This is a genomic window from Parafilimonas sp. (assembly GCF_047606085.1).
In the GTDB taxonomy this organism is placed as follows: domain Bacteria; phylum Bacteroidota; class Bacteroidia; order Chitinophagales; family Chitinophagaceae; genus Parafilimonas.
In genome coordinates this window covers 42,962-65,136 of record NZ_JASGEX010000190.1, presented here as the reverse complement: position 1 = coordinate 65,136, position 22,175 = coordinate 42,962, and the positions used below count along the sequence as shown (strand labels likewise).

12 protein-coding genes and 1 tRNA gene are annotated in these 22,175 nt (G+C 43.4%); 5 read left to right on the top strand and 8 right to left on the bottom strand.

Going from position 1 to position 22,175, the window contains the following annotated elements; genetic code table 11:
• Positions 1–104: 104 nt before the first annotated feature.
• From QM629_RS16890 to QM629_RS16855, 8 genes are all read right to left on the bottom strand, one after another.
• On the bottom strand, positions 105–3,008 hold the full coding sequence (locus tag QM629_RS16890) for a glycoside hydrolase family 2 protein (RefSeq protein WP_415161066.1): 2,904 nt from the start codon (positions 3,006–3,008) through the stop codon (positions 105–107).
• Positions 2,998–4,341 (bottom strand): rhamnogalacturonan acetylesterase, encoded by a 1,344-nt coding sequence (locus tag QM629_RS16885; RefSeq protein ID WP_415161065.1) that lies wholly within the window; start codon positions 4,339–4,341, stop codon positions 2,998–3,000. The genes QM629_RS16890 and QM629_RS16885 overlap by 11 nt, the downstream gene beginning before the upstream one ends.
• 59 nt (positions 4,342–4,400) lie before the next feature.
• Positions 4,401–5,657, bottom strand: a complete 1,257-nt coding sequence (locus tag QM629_RS16880) for a glycoside hydrolase family 28 protein (protein WP_415161064.1) — start codon at positions 5,655–5,657, stop codon at positions 4,401–4,403.
• A gap of 461 nt (positions 5,658–6,118) precedes the next feature.
• Entirely contained in the window at positions 6,119–8,077 is a 1,959-nt protein-coding gene (locus QM629_RS16875; RefSeq protein WP_415161063.1) for a RagB/SusD family nutrient uptake outer membrane protein, read from the bottom strand.
• Between the two features lie 32 nt (positions 8,078–8,109).
• Positions 8,110–11,205, bottom strand: coding sequence for a SusC/RagA family TonB-linked outer membrane protein (locus QM629_RS16870; protein ID WP_415161062.1), 3,096 nt, complete (start codon positions 11,203–11,205; stop codon positions 8,110–8,112).
• Between the two features lie 354 nt (positions 11,206–11,559).
• Complete coding sequence (locus QM629_RS16865) at positions 11,560–12,987, bottom strand: arylsulfatase (protein ID WP_415161061.1); 1,428 nt, start codon at positions 12,985–12,987, stop codon at positions 11,560–11,562.
• A 196-nt stretch (positions 12,988–13,183) separates the two neighbouring features.
• Entirely contained in the window at positions 13,184–14,218 is a 1,035-nt protein-coding gene (locus QM629_RS16860; RefSeq protein WP_415161060.1) for a LacI family DNA-binding transcriptional regulator, read from the bottom strand.
• A 695-nt stretch (positions 14,219–14,913) separates the two neighbouring features.
• A tRNA-Pro gene (locus tag QM629_RS16855) sits at positions 14,914–14,987 on the bottom strand.
• 94 nt (positions 14,988–15,081) lie between these two features.
• Between QM629_RS16855 and QM629_RS16850 the strand changes: the two genes are divergently transcribed.
• The 5 genes from QM629_RS16850 (at position 15,082) to QM629_RS16830 (ending at position 22,129) form a co-directional block, all read left to right on the top strand.
• On the top strand, positions 15,082–16,341 hold the full coding sequence (locus tag QM629_RS16850) for a dihydroorotase (protein WP_415161059.1): 1,260 nt from the start codon (positions 15,082–15,084) through the stop codon (positions 16,339–16,341).
• Between the two features lie 8 nt (positions 16,342–16,349).
• On the top strand, positions 16,350–16,871 hold the full coding sequence (locus QM629_RS16845; RefSeq protein ID WP_415161058.1) for a DUF4199 domain-containing protein: 522 nt from the start codon (positions 16,350–16,352) through the stop codon (positions 16,869–16,871).
• A 4-nt stretch (positions 16,872–16,875) separates the two neighbouring features.
• On the top strand, positions 16,876–17,820 hold the full coding sequence (locus tag QM629_RS16840; RefSeq protein WP_415161057.1) for a glycosyltransferase family 2 protein: 945 nt from the start codon (positions 16,876–16,878) through the stop codon (positions 17,818–17,820).
• A complete protein-coding gene (locus QM629_RS16835) occupies positions 17,820–18,974 on the top strand; it encodes a glycosyltransferase (RefSeq protein ID WP_415161056.1) in 1,155 nt (384 codons plus the stop codon). Before QM629_RS16840 ends, QM629_RS16835 begins: the two co-directional genes overlap by 1 nt.
• A gap of 230 nt (positions 18,975–19,204) precedes the next feature.
• Positions 19,205–22,129 carry an FAD-binding and (Fe-S)-binding domain-containing protein gene (locus QM629_RS16830; protein WP_415161055.1) on the top strand — a complete coding sequence of 975 codons (2,925 nt, stop codon included), beginning with the start codon at positions 19,205–19,207 and terminating at the stop codon, positions 22,127–22,129.
• Positions 22,130–22,175: the final 46 nt, after the last annotated feature.

Here is a 22,175-nt window from a genome sequence, read left to right as displayed (position 1 = left end):
TTTTAAGAGATTCGATAATTTTTATCCGGACAATAATGATTTTTTGTTTACTGTTATGATATTTCATGTTTATACAGCAGCAGGCTACATTAAAAGCGCACATTCTAAAACACATTATCAACCGCAGGCCTGCTGTATTGTTCTTTACTATTGGTTATTTGCGGCAGGCCAAAATAAAAATATAAGGTGCGTGTTATTGGCGTATCTGTTTTGGTTAATTCGCTTTGCGGGCCAAGCGCTGAAGTATTGTTATTAATGTTTGTTGCAAGCTTGCCGCCGACAGGCGGAATACAATCCAGGAAAGAAATATTGCCAACGGGCAAACGCGGATAATTTTCAGGCCCGCCCCTGAGGCCATAAAAATCAAACAGGCGAACGTATAAGCCCGTGTCTTTACAGGCCACATAAAAACGGCCCTGCACCGTATTAAATTCCATCCACGTAATATTGCCGTAATAACCTTTAAACTCAGGATATACCAGTGGCGGATAAGATGTTTGCGTATTGTTATAAAAGTTTTGCCAAACGTTTACCGGCGTGCCTTTCATCCGGTTCTTCCACTGGCGGTAAGGCCCTTTGCCCAGCCATTTGGCGCCAAGCACATAATTTTCAGGATAAGAAAATGAAACGCCTGCAAAATCATAACTTCCCCGGAGGCTGTATGAATACTCAAGGCTTAGCCAGCCGCTGCCATACATTGTCCATTTTACTGATTGCAGGTTGCCATTATAACTAAATTCAGCAATACTGTTATTGCCATCTTTATAAACCTTGCTGTTACTAAGCTCCTGCGTTCCGTGCACAAGCACCGGGCCGCTGGTAAAAGACAATGGCGCTGCCTTTTTATTCTCAACCTTTAACAGCATGCCTGTTTTATTGTTAACCGTAATTTCCACATCGCCTCCTTTCAGCACAACAGCGGTATCATTGTTTTCAAACGATGAAGCGCTGCCGGATGCTGTTATTACATGGCTTAATAAAGCTTCATTGGTTTTAAGCTTCCAGGTGTATTCATTAATAACCTTATTGAACTTATCTGTTAGTTTTAAAACCAGTGCATCATATTGTGTATAATCAGCAGGCAGGTTTAACTGAATGCTGCCTTTCTGTAAAGGCAATACAGAAGCAACAGTTGCAGTTCCTTTCTTCATAACATCATAACCGGTGAACTGCAAATTGAAAGGGCTTTTGAAATTAACAAGCGCCCATTGACAGGTGCATTCATTAAGATTGGTGAAATGATAACGGTTCTCCGCTTCTATCAAACCATTAAAGTTTTGCGGAATGGTTTTCATTTCAATATGCACGGGGCAGAATATATCCCGCAGCGCATAAAAGCTTCCCTCTTTTTCGCGGTGCGGCCCCATGATGCCATCGTTGGCATTTAAGCCGTTGTTATCAATAACGTTGTGCATATCGGTGCGCACAACGCCTTCATCAAGCATGGCCCAGATAAAACCGCCGCCGCTGCGTTTGGCATGCCAGTGCAGTTCCCAGAAATCATCCATGCCGGCAGCGCCGCCGCCATCATCCTGCGCATGCAGAAATTCCGTTGGCATATAAATAAGGCTGTCGCCCAGTATCTTTTTTGTGCTGTAATAGTCTTCGTAATGATTGCAGTCAATGCCATTAAAATCGTTGCCCGGCCTGTGGTGCGGGTGAATAACGGGGCGCTTCGAAAAATCCCATCTATCAAAATCAGCATCCAGTTCTTTATTGGTGCCGCCTTCATTACCGTTATCCCAAAATATGATGGATGGATGGTTTGCATCCCGTATCACCATCTCTTTTACCAGTGGCCTTCCCGCCTTTGTGCTGTATGCTTTTTGCCAGCCGGCCAGCTCATCCAAAACATATAACCCAAGCGAATCGCAATAATCAAGAAACTTTTTATCGGGCGGATAATGGGAGCAGCGCACTGCATTCATATTCATCTGTTTAATAAGCTGCACATCCAGCAGGCTGATGCTGTCGTTTAAGGTACGGCCTGTCTCAGGCCAGAAGCAATGGCGGTTAACGCCTTTCATTTTTACCTGCACACCATTTATGTAAATGCCATCGCCATGCCTTACCTCAATTGTTCTGAAACCAAATTTTTCATCTGTTTCATACACAGTTTTTGCGCCTTCCTTCAAATACAGTTTTGCGGTGTAAAGGTTGGGCGTTTCACTCGTCCATTGCAATGGCTTGTCAACGTTCGTGCTAACAGCAGCAACTGTATCGTTCGCTGATATGGCTTTGGCAACTGATGTTATTTTATTGCCCTTCTTATCGAATATATCAACAATAAGCTGTTTGCTTTGCCTGATGTTTTTCAGAAAAACCTGCATGGAAAAATCACCGCCGGCTTTGGCGTCAATGGCAGTATAATCAATGTATTCAGGGTTCACCGCTTCCAGATACACCGGCCTGAATATGCCGCCGAATATCCAGTAATCAGCTAAACGTTCAGCGTTATTTACTGATACATCATCCGACATTTTGCTTACCGTTACTTCCAGCAGGTTAGAGGCGCCGAACTTCAGCTTATCTGTTATATCATATTTAAACCGGTAAAATGCACCCTGGTGCTTTGCGCCTGCAGGCTTGCCGTTTATCTTCACTTCCGTATCGGTCATGCTGCCTTCAAAAACAATTAATATTTTTTTCTTTGACCAGGAAGCGGGTACCGTAAAATGATATTTATACAAACCCTTTTCATCTGCAAACCTGAAATTGCTGCCGTAAGTTTTATAATCCCTGCCATAGTTGTATGTTCCAAAGCCCTGCTGTTCCCAGCAGGATGGCACCTGTATTGCTGACCAGTAACCACTGTTCCTGCCGCCGGTGCAAAAGAAATCCCAGGCAACGGTATGATCACTGCCGGTACCTGAAAGATATTGAACAAGCTTTTGCTGCGCCGGTGCGGCAAGCGGAACCGCTATCAATAAAACAATTGCAATCCTTTTCAGCATAATGTAAATGTTATCAGGCATAATCGTTTGCGTCATTGGTTTTTCAGTTGCCATCCGGCTTTATAATTTTACCCGGCGGGCTTACCGGCAAATACACAGCTTCAAATTTATCGGGCTTTGCCGGATCAAAGCCTTTGAAACCATCAACAATAAAATTCTTTAATGGCAAATCAGATTTCTTAATTGCCTCAATAATGCATTTAGCCAGTTCATACGCGCCATAGGTATTGAAGTGCGTATCATCTTTCAGTTCCGCCGGCTGGTTGGGAAATGTATTGGCAGGATAATGCACAAACGCTTTTACGGAATATGCCGGCCCCCAGGCTTCATACAGGGTTTTGCTCATTGCGTTCAGGTCGAGCAGCGTTACATTTTCTTGTTTTGCCACCTGCCGCATGGCTGCAGGATAATCTTCCAGTGTATTGATGACGGTATCAGCAGTGCTGTCAAACCTTCTGCGGTGCATGCTTGTAACAAGCACAGGCGTTATATTCCTTTTCCTGCATTCGCTTATCCAGCCTTTTAATGTTTGGCTATAGGTAGTAAACGGATCAAGATGGTTGCCGCCGGGCTTTTGATCGTTGTGCGCAAATTCTATAAACAAATAATCGCCTGGCTTTGCCATGCTAAAGACTTTTTCCAATCTTCTTTCGCCTTTAAAGGCAATCAACGTTTCGCCGCTTTCGGCATAATTGGCAATACTGATTTTTTCCGGTTGAAAAAAAGAAGGAAGCATTTGCCCCCAAGCCGCATAAGGTTCATTGGCCTGGTCTACAACAGTTGAATTGCCTGCGATGAAAACCGTAGTAGCGCCTGTGTCCGGCGCAATTTCAACTGCGCACACTTTTGGGTCGGTGTTGTTAAATTCCAGCGTGAGCTTATCATCCCAATGCAGATAACTTCTTTCTCGCGGCTTTAATTTTACTTTGCTTACCACATTTCCCTGCGCATCTCTTATCAGGCTATCTTTTACATGAACTGTAAATTCTACCGTTGCAAATTTTCCTTTTTGTGTTTCCACTTTTTCAACCATTAATCTTCTACATTCCGCTTTAATGGTGGCGGCGGATGTTCCGTCTTTATCGCCGAGAATAACTTTTACATTATAATTTCCTTCGGGAAGCTTTGCAGAAAAATAAAAGGGCTGATTACTTGTGATGTAATCAGCCAATAAAGCATTATTGCTGTTGTAATTCTTTGATTGAAGATTGGATGAAAATTCAAAACCATAGCCTCGCTGCGCATTGTACAAAGTTGTGGGCAAAACCTGCGTATAACCTTTCTCAACTTTGCCGCCACCGAAATCAAATTTGTAAGACGTTTGCTGTGGAAAACAAAAGACGTGCAATAAACAACAATTAATAAAAATCAGCATTGCTTTTTTCATCTGTATAATTTTTTCGTTTGTCCCGCTTCTGCGCTCTGCTTGTGGGCAAAACTGTTCTATTACTGTTTTATTGTGAACGGTTTCCCGTTTATCATAACATGATCAGTTTGAATATTGGGATAATTATGAGTTTCCAAAACAGGGTCTGCTGCTGTAACCGTTATATTTTTAAAAAGCATACCTGAAATTTTATCATTGGGGTCTCCCTGCATATTGCCCACCTTGTCACATTGTACGTCAATATTTAAAAAGCTGATGTTACGCACCGTTCCAAATGGTTTTTCCGTGCTTCCTTTCAGGTCGAAAAACTGTGTCCAGGGGGCTAATGAAATAAGTGTTCCACACCGGCCTGTTATGCCTTCAATTGTAATGTTCTCATAGGTTTGGTACGTGTCAGGCCGCATCTTCAGGCGCAGGATGGCCACGTGGTTATCCACTTTGCAGTTGCGTATAGTAATGTTGCGGGCATGAATGCATTCGCTGCCCAGGGTTAATGTTCCATGCGAATCGCTGAAGGTGCAGTTTTCCACCAGCACGTCTTCCACTATGCCATTCTGTGGCTGATTATGGGCATCAGGGCCTTTTCCGCCCTTGATGCAAACGGCGTCATCGTTCACTGAAATATAACAATCGCGAACCGTTACTTTTTTGCATACATCAATATCCACACCATCCGTGCTCGGCGCCGGTACCGGTTTGAAAGGCGAACGAATGTCGCAGCCTTCAATCAGCACATTATTGCACTGGTATAAATGCGTGGTCCAAAATCCGGCATTATGAAGTTTGGCATTTTGTATGGTTACCTTATTACAGCCCCATATAAAAACCAGGCGGGGCCTGTGCACTTCCAGGTTTGTCCAGGGTTTGCCTGCCTTATTCATTGAATCGCGGTGCGCCCAGAAACTTTCCCAGAACCTGAGCCCGTTACCGTTAATGGTGCCGGGGCCGGTAATGCTGAAACTGTCAACGTAATATGCATTGACCAGTGCGGCATAATAAAGCAGGTTTTGACCTTCCATGCGGGAAGGGGTAAGCGGATAATCGGCAATATTATCAGAGCCCTTCAGCACGGCGCCTTCCAGCAGTGAAAGCTTTGTTTTGGGCCTGAAAAACAAGGCGCCGGTAAGGTAAACGCCTTTCGGCACAACGATGGTGCCGCCGCCATCTTCCCACGCTTTGTCAATTACTTTCTGAATGGCTGCTGTTTGAATTTTTGTGCTGTCATCACTTACACCGAATTGCGTAATTACATAGCCCTGCGGCCGGGCGGTGAACGCGCAGGCAAGGAGGCAAATAAGCAGAAATACATTTTTCATCGTTTATATTTTAATGTTTGCCAGTTCGCAGGTTCACCTGTTCACGAGTTGTTTGAGAGGCTGTTTTCCGCTTCATTTCATTCGTGCATATTTGTTTTTTCAGTTGTCTCATGGAACCTCGCTATGCACATCCCCCTGTGTGAGAAAAATTATCATGCTCGGTTTCATTCGTACAGGTTTGATTTTTCAATGGTCTCATGCCCGCCTGACCGGCCAGTCGGGCAGGGAACCTCGCTATGTACATTCCCCTGTGTGAGAAAAAATTATCATGCTCGGTTTCATTGCCATATCTTATATTATTACAATTCTTTTTCTCTTTTAATGCTATACCGGCTGGGCGCTTTAACGTGCATTTATACCAAAATATAGGAAAGTATGTTTGTAATAGCACCATATCAGGATGTATGAAGCTTACAAAACATGCTTTGCGGCATAAAGAGCCAATCATTTTTCCCGTTAAATCAATAACCAGGGTTCTGCTGCGCGGCTTTTTCTTCTGCCGTTAAAGCCTTGCCGTTTAATTGTATGCCATCAAGATAAGTTTGCGGAATGGGGCGCAGTGTATGATAATCCTGCACGTTGGCCGTAGCCTGAAAATTAAATGCCTGAACACGCGAAACCAGTGTTTTTGTCCTGGCAAGGTCTTCCCAGCGTTTATACTCGCCGCAAAGCTCTCTTGAGCGTTCATCCAATACAAGGGCCAGCATACGATCGTAAGTGCTGGTTAATCCCAGTGTGGAGATCACATATTCATCCCCGGCAGGGAGCGAACTAATATCGGTAATGGCCAGGCTGGCTGAGGCATCCGTGGTAACATCCATATTATTCGACTCGTAATAAGAATTTTCTGCCATGAAAGAATTGATGCCGGCATCCTGGCCGGAAGCAGAAGCTTCAAGGGCGCCGCCGCCGTCGTAATAGGCAGAGCGGTCTTCCCCATTTGTATATTGGGCGCGGGTGCGCACGGCATTAATATAAGGTAAGGCATCAGCATAAGAACCTGTGCCAAGATTTGCAAGCCTTATTTTGGCTTCAGCGGCAATGAGATAAGTTTCGGCAGACCGGGCGAGAAACTCATCGCGCAGCCCCCTCGTGTCGTTCACGGCAGTTCTTGAACCATCTAAGTGCTTGCTGCACGAAGGAAACCTTACATCTGCGTTCAAAGCGCCATCTGTTGTGGTGCCGGAAGGGTAAGCAATATAGGCATTGGGAATGGTTTTGCCCGTAGCGCTATATGTAACCACATCGTTCAGCTTATATGCGGAAAAGCGCGTATCGCCAGGCTGGTTGATAATATATATTATTCCAAGATCGCCATTAACATAGTAGCTGCCTGAAGCATTGTTCAGCCTGCTTTTCGTTCGGAAGCTTTTCCAGAACCTGGAGTCGTTTATCATATCATATATCCTATACATGTAATAGCTGGTGCGTAAACGGCTGTAGGGCCGGTCGCCCGTAACATCGCGCTGCATCTGGGATAAATCGTCGTACCTGGACGTAAAATAGAGATGCTGGGTATTAGACCCGCTGGCGGAAACATCTGCAGTGAACTGGGAAGAAAGAATTAGTTCTGACAGTTGTTCGTTTGTTCCATCAGGCCCGGTATAATCCCAAAGGCTGGCAAAATCTGAAGCCAATGGGAATTGTGCAATCACTTCATCGCATAATGGTATGATGGCAGCGAGATCGGCTGCTTTGGTGGAGGAATTCCATGCGTCATTTATCTCGCTGGCGCGGCACAAATAGGCTTTTGCCAGGTAGTGGGCGGCTGCATATTTGGTAATTTTTGAAGGCGCACCTGAAGTGGGCAGAAGATTATAGGCCTGGGTAAAATCATCAATGATCTGCGCATATACTTCTTCAGCAGCAGCTCTTGTAAATTCCAGTTCTACTGTAGTGCTTGGTGTGGTTTTGAGCGGCACGCCGCCATATTGGGACACCAGCCGCAGGTAACAGTATGCCCTGAAAAAATAGCCTTCGCCCAGGGCGGTTTTTTTAATATCGTCTGAAGTGGATGTACTGGCTGTGGCGTTCTGAATAAGCAGGTTTGCATCTCCTATGCCTATGTACAGGTTATCCCACTGGGTATTTGCTGCGGCTGTATTGGAGTTATTAACGGTAACAATAGAGTTAAAGCCGGCATCGTAGTTGTTCCACACGCCGTTTGAAGGGTCGCCGCCTACGCTAAATTCATCCACGCCGTAATTGGTGGCGCAGTAAATCCACTCACCGTTAAACGGGGTATTAAATACCTGGTAATACGTACCGGTTGAAAGCGCCAGTATGCCTTCGTCAGTTGTATAGTAATCCATGCCTCTTGCTGTTTCCAGTTCCTCATTAAGGAAATCTTTTTTACAGGATGACAGAAAGAGGAAGCCTGCAAAAAGGGATATTTTAAAAATTAATTTTATTGTGTTCATTTTACTTTAATTTTTGAGGTCAAGCGTTGCGGTTAAAATGCTGCGTTCAATCCAATGGTAATGCCACGGTTATAAGTAGGGCTGACCAAATCCATATCCAGCCAACTGATTTTGGAGAACAGCATGCCGGGATTGGCTACCTGCACATATAACTTTAAGCCCGAAATAGCTGTTGTTTTCAGCGCTTTGGCGTTCAGGTTATATCCCAGCGATATATTGCGGATTTTTATAAATGAGGCTTTTTTATAGCCCAGTGCGCCATAGTATGAATCGCCACTGCCTTCAGAATATATTGGTTTCTGGTATTCGGCGTTCATATTATTCTCGTTATAATAATTGATCACGCGCTGAACGCTGCGGGCGCCCTCCACTTCTCCACCGGTATTATACAGGTATTTCAGGCGGCCATACAGAAAAACGGAAAGCTCAAAACCTTTATATGTAAAAGTATTGGTCATGCCAACAACCCACCTGGGCCTTGTATTGCCAATAGTGGCGCGATCATAATTTGCATCTATTGCGGTGTCGCCATTAATATCAACCGGCCTTACGCTTCCGGCTGAAAACGCACTTCCGTTTGCGTTGTATAAACTGTAAGTGGCCGAATCTTCCAAATGCCAGAGGCCTGCGCCCTTATACCCGTAAATTACGCCTATGGGCTGCCCTATGAACCAGTTATTGTTTATATCGTCCTGGTTGCCATTTGACAATGAAACGATATGATCTTTTTGCCAGGAAACGCTGGCAGTGGTGGTCCAATTGAAAGAACCTGTATTAACATTAACCGTTGTCAGGCTCAGGTCTATTCCTTTATTCGCAGTCTCGCCCACATTGGCATACGTTGTTGTATAACCTGTAACCGTTGGGATGCTCATTTCCATTAACAGGTCAGTAGTTTTTGATTCATACAGGTCTAAGCTTCCTGATATTCTCCTGTTAAGCACAGAAAAATCAATACCTATGTTGTATTGGGTGGTTTTTTCCCATCCCAGGTTCTGGTTGGCTAAAGTGGTGGAAGGAATAGCGCCGGCTGTAAGCGTGCTTATATATGGGTAAAAAATGGCGGTAACCGCGCCCTGGGTTGCATACGCATCAATAGCAGAATTACCGGTAACGCCCACGCCCAGCCTCAGTTTTAAATCGTTCACCCATGTTGCCTTGCTCATAAAATTTTCATTATTTATTCTCCAGGCGATGGCAGCAGAAGGGAACCAGGAATATTTATGGCCCTCTGCAAGCTGGGAAGCGCCATCACGGCGTGCAGATACGGTAAGCAGGTATTTATCGTTAAAACCATAGTTAATGCGGGCCATGTAAGATTGTAACTGGCTTTTGGTAAGGCCTGATGAATACCCGGTGAGGTTATCTGCGGAAATATAGGTATCTGACAAGGCATTCCATTTCTGGCTTGCGAAAGCAATGCCATTGGCAGAGATAGAACTGCTTTCCTCTGAATATTGTGTCTGGCTGCCGAGCAGTGTGAGCCCAATATCATGTTTGCCAATGCTCTTGTTATAATAGATCAAATGATCGAGGGTATAGGAATAGGTTTGGTTTTTTGCCAGCGAAGCAGAATTGGTACCGCTGCTTATAACAGAATTTTCATCTATATATGTTCCATCGCGGTAATAAGAGAAATCGGGCCCAAAGTTCACCCTGTATTTCAGGTTTTTAAGAACAGGAAGAATGGCACCAAAGTCTATCTGCCCGTAAAAGCTGCCAAAAGCCCGGAGAGTTGTTCGTTGGTCCTGGTTCAAATTCCATTCATTTACAACATTTTTAAATGCAATATCACCGCCGGGGTTCTCTATCCGCTCGCCGGTGGAATCATAAGGCACCGCATAAGGGAATAACGCCCTTGCCGATTCGTAAATGCTGGTAGAGGAAGATACCGTTGTGGCGCCTGTTTTAGACTGTCCGTATTCCTGTATGCTGTATGAAACATTAAGATTGCTGCCCATGGAGAACCATTTAGTAGCCTTAATGTCAACATTTACATTGGCAGCATACCGCTTAAAGCTTTGCCCTTTTTGTGTTCCTGTATTGTCCAGGTAGCCAAATGAAGCGTAGGCTTTTACCTTGTCGCTTCCCCCGCTAACGCTTAAATTAAGATTGTGCGTTATACCGGTTTGGGTTACCATGCCGCGCCAGTCGGTTGTCTGCACTTTTGATCCGTCCCAGGTGCCTGATGCCCATCCTTTGGCAATATTTGCCCAGGCTGAGGGATCGCTGGTGGCCAGGAAGATTACCTTATCATTTTCAATGGTAGGCTCGTCGCCACGCGGATATGTGGAAGTGTTCTTATAATAATAGGCCCACCGGCGAAATGTGATATAATCCGCCGCATTGAACATTTTCTCTTTGTCCACCAGCGTTTCAAACGTGGTGGAGGCGTTCAGGTTCAACGCTGTTTTGCCCGCCTTGCCCTGCTTGGTAGTAACAATTACAACGCCATTGGCGCCGCGGGCACCATAAATTGCCGTGGCAGAAGCATCTTTCAGCACATCAATTGACTCAATATCATTAGGATTGAGGTAATCAATGCCGCCGGACATTAACGGGATACCATCCACAACAAAGAGCGGGGAATTGGAGGCCGTTAAAGAACGTACGCCACGAATGGTAATGCTGGCAACGGTGCCGGGACGTTCTGTTGAAGTAATGTCAACGCCCGCTACCTTTCCCTGCATGGCTTCCAGGGCGTTGGCTACAGGCCGGGCCCTGATGTCTTTTTCACTAATGCCTGTAATAGCGCCGGTTACATCAGCCCGCTTTACCGTGCCGTAACCTATTACAACAACATCGCCCAATGAACTGTCGCCTGGCTTTAGTGTAACCGTAATTGTTGATTTTCCATCTAACGGCACTTCCTGGCTTTTATAGCCTATGAAGCTTATTACCAAAACAGCGTTTAAAGAGGGCACATTTATTTTAAACATTCCATCGTTCCCGGTGATGGTTGAGGAAGGCGTTCCCTTAACTGTGACGGTGGCGCCTGAAAGCAATTGTTCGTTTTCGCCCGTTACTTTTCCGGAAACCTGGATGGTTTGCGAAAAGCCGGCAGGTAAAATGAAAAATAAAAAAAGCAAAAGACCAATGCTTTTTAACAGCAATCTTTTCTTCATCATGGCAAGTTTTTTTGATTAATATCTGTTTTTAACAAAACTATCACAATCGCGGTAGTGGAACCATCCTGTAAAGGGCAAAAATTTACGGAAACGATTTCGGAAGCCAAGCGAGCATTATACAGCGAACTAAAAAGAATGCTGTTATACCCACTACCATTATTCACGCCCGTTATCGCACAACCGCCACGTTCATTCAAAGGCCGTTTAACAATATCGCGGGTCTTTTGTTGAAGTTTTAGTTCCGATATTGCTTATCACCATATCCGTTAATTTGGTCGTCTTCGTACCGATCAATCTGTCACTAAAGAGGCCTTTTCCGGCATTTGTTTAAGATACTCTATCGCTGAGCCAAAATTATTGGCCTGCAAATTCACCAGGCAGTAAAGGCCAGTCTTTATTTTTAACATGCGCTTCATTCATCATGGCCTGCATCTTCTTTACTATATCTGTATGTTCCCCGGCAATATTATTTTGTTCTGAAGGGTCTTTCTCCAGGTCATACAATTCAATGGGCGCTTCTGCATTTTTATTCACCTTTAACCGCACCGCCTTCCAGTTTTTCCACCGCACAGCCTGGCTGCCATCGTTCTCATGAAACTCCCAATAAAGATATGCATGCTGCTGCCGCCTGCCTTTCTGCAGCAGCGTTGGCACGATAGAAAGCCCGTCAGTTTTTTGCTGCAGGGGTACAGATGCCAGTTCTAAAAAAGTTGGGTACATATCCCACAAGGCACAGATCTGGCTGGTTATGCCCGGCTTTATTTTACCCGGCCAGTATGCAATAAAAGGATCACGTATACCGCCTTCATATAAATCGCGCTTTATGCCGCGGTAAATGCCGTTGCTGTTGAAATATTCGGGGTCGTTGCCACCTTCTTTATGCGGGCCGTTGTCGCTGGCAAAAATGATCAGCGTATTTTCCGCCATGCCTTTTTGTTCAATTGCTTTTACCATTTCGCCCACATAGCTGTCGAGCCTTGTAACCATAGCGGCATAACAGGCGCGGGGGTAAGGGTCTGTTATGCGGCCATCGTATTTATTACCGGAGGTATCAGGCTGTTCGTTGAATTTTTTTATGTAATGATAATAGAGGCTGTCGTGCGGCACTATCAGCTCTGCATGCGGAAGCGTGTATGGCAGGTAAAGAAAGAAAGGCTGGTTAACCTGTTGAATATATGCCAGGGCCTGCTGGTGTATAAGCGCTGCTGAATATACTTCTTTCTTTTCCGGGTTACCGGGAAATTCAATTTTTTCATGGTTGTCCCATAAATGATCGGGATAATAATTATGGGCAAGCGACTGGCAGTTGTAACCATAAAACTTATCAAATCCTTTTTTAGCCGGGTCGCCGGAGGTAGTGATATAACCAAGCCCCCATTTGCCGAATGCAGCAGTAGCATAACCGTGCTGCTGCAAAATATTGGCGAAAATGACAGCAGAATCCGGCAGTGGCGTTTGCCCTTCGGGCTGAAAAGATTTGTTGCCACGCACTGGTGCATGGCCGGTATGCAGGCCGGTAAAAAAAGTAGCCCTTGCCGGCGCACAAACCGATGTGCCGGAGTAATAATTCATAAACTGCATTCCCTTTTTTGCCAGCGCATCAATATTTGGCGTTTCTATTTTTTGCTGGCCGTAAACGCCTATATCGCCGTAGCCAAGATCATCGGCAAGAATGAAAATAATATTGGGCTTTGTGCCTGCATTGCTTTTTTGTGCATTACTATTATATATTGATAAGCCTGCGGCAAACAACAGGCATATTGCAAGATGTGCAGTGCGCATATAATTGTCTTTTTTAGTGAAGCATAGCATTAATTTGATCAGATGCAACAGCATGTGTTTTTTATAATCATGCAATACTATCTCATGTTTGCCTGGCACTTAATCCCGTTTAAACAAATATTTTTCAAGGCCTCCCGGCCTGAGCGTTTAATTTCACGCACCATAACCCACAACCGGCCATTCACAATTAACAAACTTACTTTCTCTTTTTCGACGATCCCCTTATTAATAGCTCCGGTGGCAAAACTCTGTTTTCGAAGTCAGCAGGCGGGCGTTTAGCTTCAATCAGTTTTATTAATAACTCGGCGGCATTCTTTCCCATTTCAAAAGCCGGTTGCCGGATAACCGAAAGCGCCGGCGATAGCAGGTCGGTAAGATCAAGATTGCTAAAGCCTACCAACCCAAGTTTATTGGGTATGTTTATTTTTTTTGCTTTACAGTAACGAACAAAATTTGTGGTGAGTTTATCAGAAGCGGCGAAAAAAGTATCCGGTTTTTTACGCAGGCCCATCAATTCATTCATTGCCTGTTCCACCTCGTCGTATATCATGCCACCGTGCAGGCAGTATCGTATCAACGAATCTTCAAATACAAGCCCGGCATCCGTTAAAGCCTGCTTATAACCGCTCAGCCTTTCCTGTGTTATTGATAAATGTTCGGCATTGCCCAGCATGGCAATACGCTTAAAGCCGCTTTTTATCAGTGCTGCTGTAGCGTCGTAAGCGCCTTTAAAATTATCAATTGAAACCTTATGTGTTTTTATATCATCAATTATCCTATCGAAACATACAAACGGAAAACCCACTTTATGCAGGCGCGTAATATGATCAAAATTTTTTGTTTCTGTTGATACAGAAATCAAACATCCGTCAATCGAACGTGATGCCAGGAATTCAAGGTTACTTAGTTCCCGTTCATAACTTTCAAGGCTCTGCGTAATAATAACATTATAACCCTTAGCATGTGCCACCGATTCAACGCCATTAATCATCTGCGAAAAAAAGCTATTGGCTATTTCAGCTATTATAACGCCAATAGACCGGCTGCGTTTTTCACGCAAACTCACTGCAACCGGGTTGGGCCGGTAATTAATTTTCTCTGCATATTCCCGTACAATTTTTTTCGTCTTTTCGCTTATCTCGTAACTATCGTTCAGTGCCCGGCTAATGGTGGATACAGATAGCCCTAATGCTTTGGATATATCTTTTAATTTGGCAGCTTCGTACTTCATACAGTTTATTTGATATTTTGGTTGCCGGCTTCTGCAACGTGTGGCATTATGGCTGTGCCGCTCTCTTGTACATGCAGTATATTTTCCCGTGTTGGCTTAATGCTACCAAAATATCTCATAAAAATATTGATTTTATAATTGATGTCTCCGTATCCGTTCCGGAATAGCAGGTTAACCAAGTCATGTAAAGATGCTTTTTAAAACATTTGCGTAGAAAAACACAACGCAATCTCAACATTCATGCAATCATATATATTATGTAGTATTGTTTTGGGCAGGTTTTTATTACAGCCCTGCGGGGTCCGACTGCTGCATCTGGATGCTAACAGTAACTTTTGCAGATAAGTAGCCGTGCGTTGGGTTGCTCTTTGCTTTCCTGATAATAATGTCAATAAAGAACGTCAGGTCTTTTTCATACAACACTTTTTTTGAAATGATTAAATATGGTTACCACTACCCAATCATTTTCACCAAAAAGACATAAGAATAAAACGTTTCAAAGTATATCAAGATAAATGTTACGCTTTATCTATCAATTGCAAAGGTTTCTTTGAAACAAATCTACCAGAAAAACAGTTTCATGGATTGTCTCAAAAATCCTGATATAGTTTGAAATAACTTAACATGATGAAAAATAAAAATGCCTGCAAATCAATTATTTACAGGCATTTTGTAATCTTTTGAAACCTCAAAAGTCGGGTGGACTGGATTCGAACCAGCGACCCCTTGCACCCCATGCAAATACGCTACCGGACTGCGCCACCACCCGAAACCTTTTAAACCTGGCTACAGCTTAAAGGGCTGCAAATGTAAAGGGCTTTTAATTAAAAATCGGGTTATATTTGCCAAATTTTGCCGATTACATGAATATTATACTGCAGCAGGTTTTGATTGCAGATTCAAATTCTCCTTATAACGGAATCAGAAAAGATATTTTAATTAAGGATGGTGTTATTGCAAAAATTGATGATGCCATTACGGATGAATCTGCACAGCTTTTTACTTCAGACGATATAATTGTTTCTCCCGGCTGGATAGATATTTTTTCGCATGCATGCGATCCGGGTTATGAATATCGGGAAACTATAGCATCACTCGCAGCCGCCGCTGCTGCAGGCGGCTTTACACAGGTGTTTACTTTGCCTGATACAAATCCTGTTGTTGATAATAAAACGCAGGCTGAATATGTAAAACAAAAATCAGCCAACACAAAAATCAATGTGCATCCGCTGGGCGCTGTATCGAAAAAAAGAGAAGGGGCAGCGCTTGCTGAAATGTACGATATGAAGCAGAGCGGCGCCATGGCATTTACAGATGGCCTCCAGCCGGTTCAAAATGCAGGCTTGTTTTTAAAAGCGCTGCAATATGTGAAAGCTTTTGATGGCGTTGTAATACAGTTGCCACAGGATAAGTCCATCAATGCTTCGGGCTTAATGAATGAAGGTATTGTGTCAACGCGCATGGGGTTGCAGGGCATTCCTGCTATTGCGGAGGAACTGTTGATTGCAAGGGATATTGAGTTGCTTCGTTATACGCAGTCCAGGCTGCATATAACCGGTATTACCACAAAAAAATCAGTTGAATTAATTAAAGCCGCCAGGGCGGAAGGTTTAAATATCAGTTGTTCTGTTACGCCTTACCACCTGTTTTTTTGTGATGAAGATTTAAAGAACTATGATACGAATCTTAAAGTAAACCCGCCATTGCGCAGCAAAAGCGATATGATGGCTTTGCGTGAAGCTGTAATGAACGGTGATATTGATTGTATCGCTTCCCATCACCTGCCGCAGGACTGGGATAGCAAAACCTGTGAGTTTGAATATGCAAAGCCCGGCATGATTGGTTTGCAAACAGCATACAGTGCTGTGCAAACTGTGCTGCCTCAATTAACGCCCTTACAAATTGCCAGCCTGTTTTCAATAAATGCAGGTAAGATATTCGGGTTGCAAACAACGATAAAAGAAGGAGAAAAAGCATCGCTTACGCTCTTTACCAAAAATGAATTTGTATTTGCGAAAGAGAAAAATAAAAGTAAGTCGTTCAACACGCCTTTTTTTGATGTTGCATTAAAAGGAATAGTGGTGGGTGTGGTTTCAAAGGGATCATTAATTTTAAACAACTAATAAAAGTTATGGAAAACAAAGTAACAACACCGCAGGTAAAAGGCTTTATTATATCACTAATACTAATAGTGTATGGCCTCGTTATATATTTTGCTGATGGCATGAAGCACCCTGAACTTTCTTATGTGCAGTATGCGATTTTCCTGGCCGGAATTATATGGGCTTGTGTTAGCTATTCAAATCAGTTGAATGCCAATGTTACTTTTGGTAATTTATTCGCCCACGGCTTCAAGGCCACTGCAGTTATAACTATAATTATTCTGATCTATTCAATTCTTGCCATTAAAGTTTTATTTCCTGATATGATTGACAAAATTATGCAAATCTCCAGGCAAAAAATGGAAGAGAGCGGGAAGGTTTCTGATAGCCAGATAGAACAAAGCCTGGCAATGGTAAAAGATCATATTGTTTTAATTACAGTTATTCAAATTATTGTCGGGTTCGCCATAGTTGGCGCCATCAGTTCATTAATTGGCGCGGCTATTGCTAAGAAAAAACCCCAGGACCCGTTTGGCAATCAACCAATTTAATGCAATGGATGTATCAATCGTTATTCCTTTATACAATGAAGAAGAATCGCTGCCCGAACTATGCGACTGGATTGTGCGCGTGGTGAATGAAAATAATTTCTTTTATGAAATTGTTATGGTGGATGACGGCAGCACGGACGATAGCTGGTGTGTTATTGAAAAGCTCAGTGCAGGCAACCCCAATATCAAGGGCATAAAATTTCAGCGCAATTATGGCAAGTCCGCGGCTTTGAATGAAGGCTTTAAAGCAGCGCAGGGCAATGTGGTTATTACGATGGATGCCGATATGCAGGATTCTCCCGATGAAATTCCCGGCCTCTACCACATGATAACAGAAGATAAATTTGATATGGTGAGCGGCTGGAAAAAAAAACGCTACGATAATAAGCTTACCAAAAACTTTCCATCCAAAATATTCAATGCGATGGCAAGAAAAATATCCGGCATAAAGCTGCACGATTTTAACTGCGGCCTTAAAGCATACCGCAAAAAAGTGGTGAAGAGCATTGAGATATATGGCGAAATGCACCGCAATATCCCGGTACTGGCAAAATGGTCAGGCTTTAGAAAAATAGGAGAGAAGGTGGTGGAACATCGCCCCAGGAAATATGGCGTTACCAAGTTCGGATGGGACAGGTTTATCAATGGTTTTCTCGATCTGTCAACGCTCACTTTTGTAGGCCGCTTCAGCAAAAGGCCCATGCACTTTTTTGGTTTATTCGGCACCATTTTTTTTATCATAGGTTTTATCAGCAGCCTTTATCTCATTATTGCCAAAATTGTTGATGTGAATTATGGCATAACCAATAAGCCCATTTTCTATATAGCGCTGGTGGTTATGGTAATCGGTATGCAATTATTCCTTACCGGGTTTATCGCCGAGCTGGTGGTGCGCAATGCTGCCGACCGGAATAATTATTTGATTGAAAAGAAAGCGGGGTTTAGTTAATGCAATCTGTTGTTATAATAGGCCCTGCTTACCCGCTGCGCGGTGGTTTGGCATCTTTTGACGAAAGGCTTGCAAGGGAATTTCAACGCCAGCATGATGAGGTAACCATTTATACATTCTCTTTACAATACCCTTCATTTCTTTTCCCGGGCACATCGCAATATTCAACTGAGCCTGCGCCGGGAGGTCTGAATATAAAAGTCTGCATTAATTCCATCAATCCATTTAACTGGATTAAAGTGGGCAACGAATTAAAAAAATTAAAGCCTGATATTATCGTGGTGCGCTACTGGCTGCCGCTAATGGGGCCATGTTTCGGTACTATTTTGCGAATGGTAAAGAAGAACCATCATACAAGGATCATCTGTATTGCCGATAATGTATTGCCGCATGAAAAACGCGTGGGCGATAAACAATTTACCTCTTATTTTATAAAGCCGGTTGATGCCTTTATTACGATGAGCGATAAGGTTTTGAATGATCTGCATGCATTCACCGGTAAGCCTGCTAAAAAGCTGGTGCATCCTTTATACGATAATTTTGGCGATAAGATTGATAAAGCTACGGCAAGGAAGCATCTGAATTTGAACGTTGATGACAGGATCATTTTATTCTTTGGTTTTATACGCGAATACAAGGGCCTTGATATATTACTGGAAGCAATGGCGTTGCTGAAGCAGTCAGCCGTCAGCAATCAGCCGTCAGCAATCAGCAATCAGCAATCAGCAATTCCCAAACTGCTTGTTGCCGGTGAATTTTATAACGACAGGAAATTATATGATGATATTATTGAAAAACATCAGCTTCAGCCAAACATTCTTCTTCATACAAATTTTATTGCCGACAGTGAAGTGAAATATTATTTAAGCGCTGCCGATTTTGTAATTCAGCCATACAGAAGCGCCACGCAAAGCGGCGTTACGCCCCTGGCTTATCACTTTGAAAAACCCATGCTTGTAACCAATGTGGGCGGTTTGCCTTCGCTTGTGCCTGATGAAAAAGTTGGCCTGGTAGCAGAACCAAATGCTGAAAGCATAGCGCAAAAAATCATGCAGCTTTATACATGGGGTGAGGATCACTTCCTGCCTTATTTAAGAGAAGAAAAAAAGAAATACAGTTGGGCCAAACTGGTTGAAGCCATTAAGCGGTTTTGAGCTCACAGGTTTTTATAAGTTCACGGGTTCGCAAGTTCGGATGGTTACATCCCAAACGAGAATTAAGCAATCCGTCACCCTGTAAACGCTTATACCTTACACATCTAATCAGTCTATAATTTCAATTAACAACCAGGTATTAAAACAACTTGTGAACCCGTGAACAAGTGAACTCTTAAACTTAATTAAACAGCTTAAATTTGCTGCCCTGTTAAAGATGTATTAAGCAAATGAAAGAGCAATTGCACCAGTTAGGCAACAGTTTGGAAGGCGAATTTTATACAGATGATACGATGCGCATTTTATATGCTACCGATGCGTCGGCCTACCGCGAAATACCATCGGCGGTTGCCATACCCAAAACAAAAGAAGATATAAAAAAGCTGATTGCGTTTGCAAGCGAAAATAGAACTTCCTTAATACCAAGAACAGCCGGCACATCGCTTGCCGGCCAGGTGGTTGGCAACGGGATTATTGTTGACGTATCAAAAAATTTTACAAAAATCCTTGAATTAAATACGGAAGAAAGATGGGTGCGTGTGCAGCCCGGCGTTATCCGCGACGAGCTTAACATGTTTTTAAAGCCGCATGGTTTGTTATTCGGGCCTGAAACATCAACCGCCAACCGCGCCATGATGGGCGGCATGGTGGGCAATAATTCCTGCGGCTCTAATTCTGTTGTTTACAGAAGCACCCGTGAGCATTTGCTGGAAGTAAAAGCTTTTTTAAGTGATGGAAGCGAAGCCGAATTTAAGACGCTGAACATGGATGCATTTCATGCAAAATGCGAAGGTGAAACGCTTGAAGCCAATATCTATAAAAACATCCGCAGCTTGTTAAGCAACTATGAGAACCAGCAGGAGATAAGAAAAGAATTTCCAAAGAAAAGCATTGAAAGAAGGAATACCGGTTACGCGGTGGATGTGTTATTGGATACCGCTCCATTTATGGCAGGCGGGCCAGACTTTAATTTCTGCCAGCTTATTGCCGGATCTGAAGGCACATTAGCCTTCATTACAGAAATAAAACTGAATGTTGTTCCGCTGCCGCCAAAAGAAACAGGCTTGCTGTGTGTGCATTTTAATAATATAGATGAATCACTGCGCGCCAATCTTATTGCCTTAAAATATCATCCAACCGCAAGTGAGTTGATAGATCATTTTATTTTAGAATGTACAAAAGATAATATTGAGCAAAGAAAGAACCGGTTTTTTGTGCAGGGCGATCCCGGCGCCATTCTCGTTGTTGAATTCAAGAAAGATACGCGCTCAGCAATTGAAGCGATTGCTAAACAGGTGGAAGCTGATATGCGTGCCGCCGGCCTGGGTTACCACTTCCCTTTACTGTTTGGTGATGACACAAAAAAGATATGGGACCTTCGTAAAGCGGGGCTTGGTTTATTAAGCAACCTTCCCGGTGATGATAAGGCGGTTCCCGTAATTGAAGACACGGCTGTTGATGTAAATGACCTGCCTGCTTTTATTGAAGAATTTAATGTTATACTAAAAAAATATGGCCTTTATTCTGTGCATTATGCGCATGCAGGCAGCGGTGAAATTCATTTGCGCCCTATCATCAATTTAAAAACAGCAGAAGGCAACCGGCTCTTCAGGATAATCGCAGAAGAAATAGCAACGCTTGTAAAAAAATATCATGGGTCATTAAGCGGTGAGCATGGCGATGGAAGGTTGCGGGGTGAATTTATACGGCAGATGGTGGGTGAGAAAAATTACCAGTTGTTAAGGCAGATAAAACAAGCCTGGGACCCGCAGCATATTTTCAACCCACATAAGATTGTTGATACACCATCAATGAATTCGATGCTGCGTTATACGCCGGGGCAGCAAACGCCCGGATTTAAAACCTTGTTCCGCTTTTATAACCAGGATATATTGCAGCATGCAGAACAGTGCAATGGCAGCGGCGATTGCCGTAAAACGCATTTGTCCGGCGGAACCATGTGCCCTTCCTTCATGGCCACGCGCAATGAAAAAGATACCACGAGGGCAAGGGCAAATATCCTGCGTGAATTTCTAACCCGTTCAAACAAAACAAACCGCTTTGACCATAAAGAAATTTATGAAGTGATGGACTTGTGCCTGAGCTGCAAGGGCTGCAAATCTGAATGCCCGAGCAATGTTGATGTAGCCAAGCTGAAGGCAGAATTTTTACAGCAGTACTATGATGTGCATGGCGTTCCGTTCAGAAGTAAGCTTATTGCCAACTTCACCAATTCTGCAAAGCTTGCTGCTTTAATGCCGGGCATATACAATTTTGCAGTGAAGAATAAAAGCACCAGCAGCATCATTAAAAAACTGTCTGGTTTTGCGAGGGAACGCTCCATGCCAACGGTATATAAGACAACGCTGCGAAACTGGTATGAAAAAAGGCGGAAGGCGGAAGGCGGAAGGCGGAAGGCAGAAGGCGGCCAACTGTATTTCTTCTGTGATGAATTTACCAATTATAACGATACGGAAATAGGTATAAAAGCAATCTTGTTGCTGGAGAAATTAGGATATGAAGTGATTATGCCTGCGCATGAGGAAAGCGGCAGAACCTGGCTTTCGAAAGGATTGATACGCGATGCAAAAAAGATCATTAATAAAAATATTATTGCACTGCATGCATTAATTACGGAAGATAAGCCTTTGGTTGGCCTTGAGCCATCAGCCATCCTTACTTTCCGCGATGAATATGTTGACCTTGCCGATGATGAATTGTTTGAGATAGCGAAAGAACTTTCAAAAAAAGTATTTACGATTGATGAGTTTATTGCAAGGGAAATTGATAAAGGCAATATAACAGCGCAACAGTTCAAAACAGAAAAAAGAAATATAAAACTGCATGGCCATTGCCAGCAGAAAGCCTTATCATCTGTTGCGCCAACGGTAAAGATTTTATCGCTTCCTGAAAATTATACGGTAACAACCATACCTTCCGGCTGTTGTGGCATGGCCGGTTCATTTGGCTATGAAAAAGAGCATTATGAACTTTCCATGAAGATCGGCGAACTGGTTTTATTTCCTGCCGTGCGCAATAAAACAGCAGATACCATTATTGCTGCGCCGGGCACAAGCTGCCGCCACCAGATTAAAGATGGTACCAAAGTAATCGCCAAACACCCTATAGAAATATTGTACGAAGCATTGGTATAATAAACAAACGTTATGGTTTTATTGAGTCAGAAACTCAATGCATAAC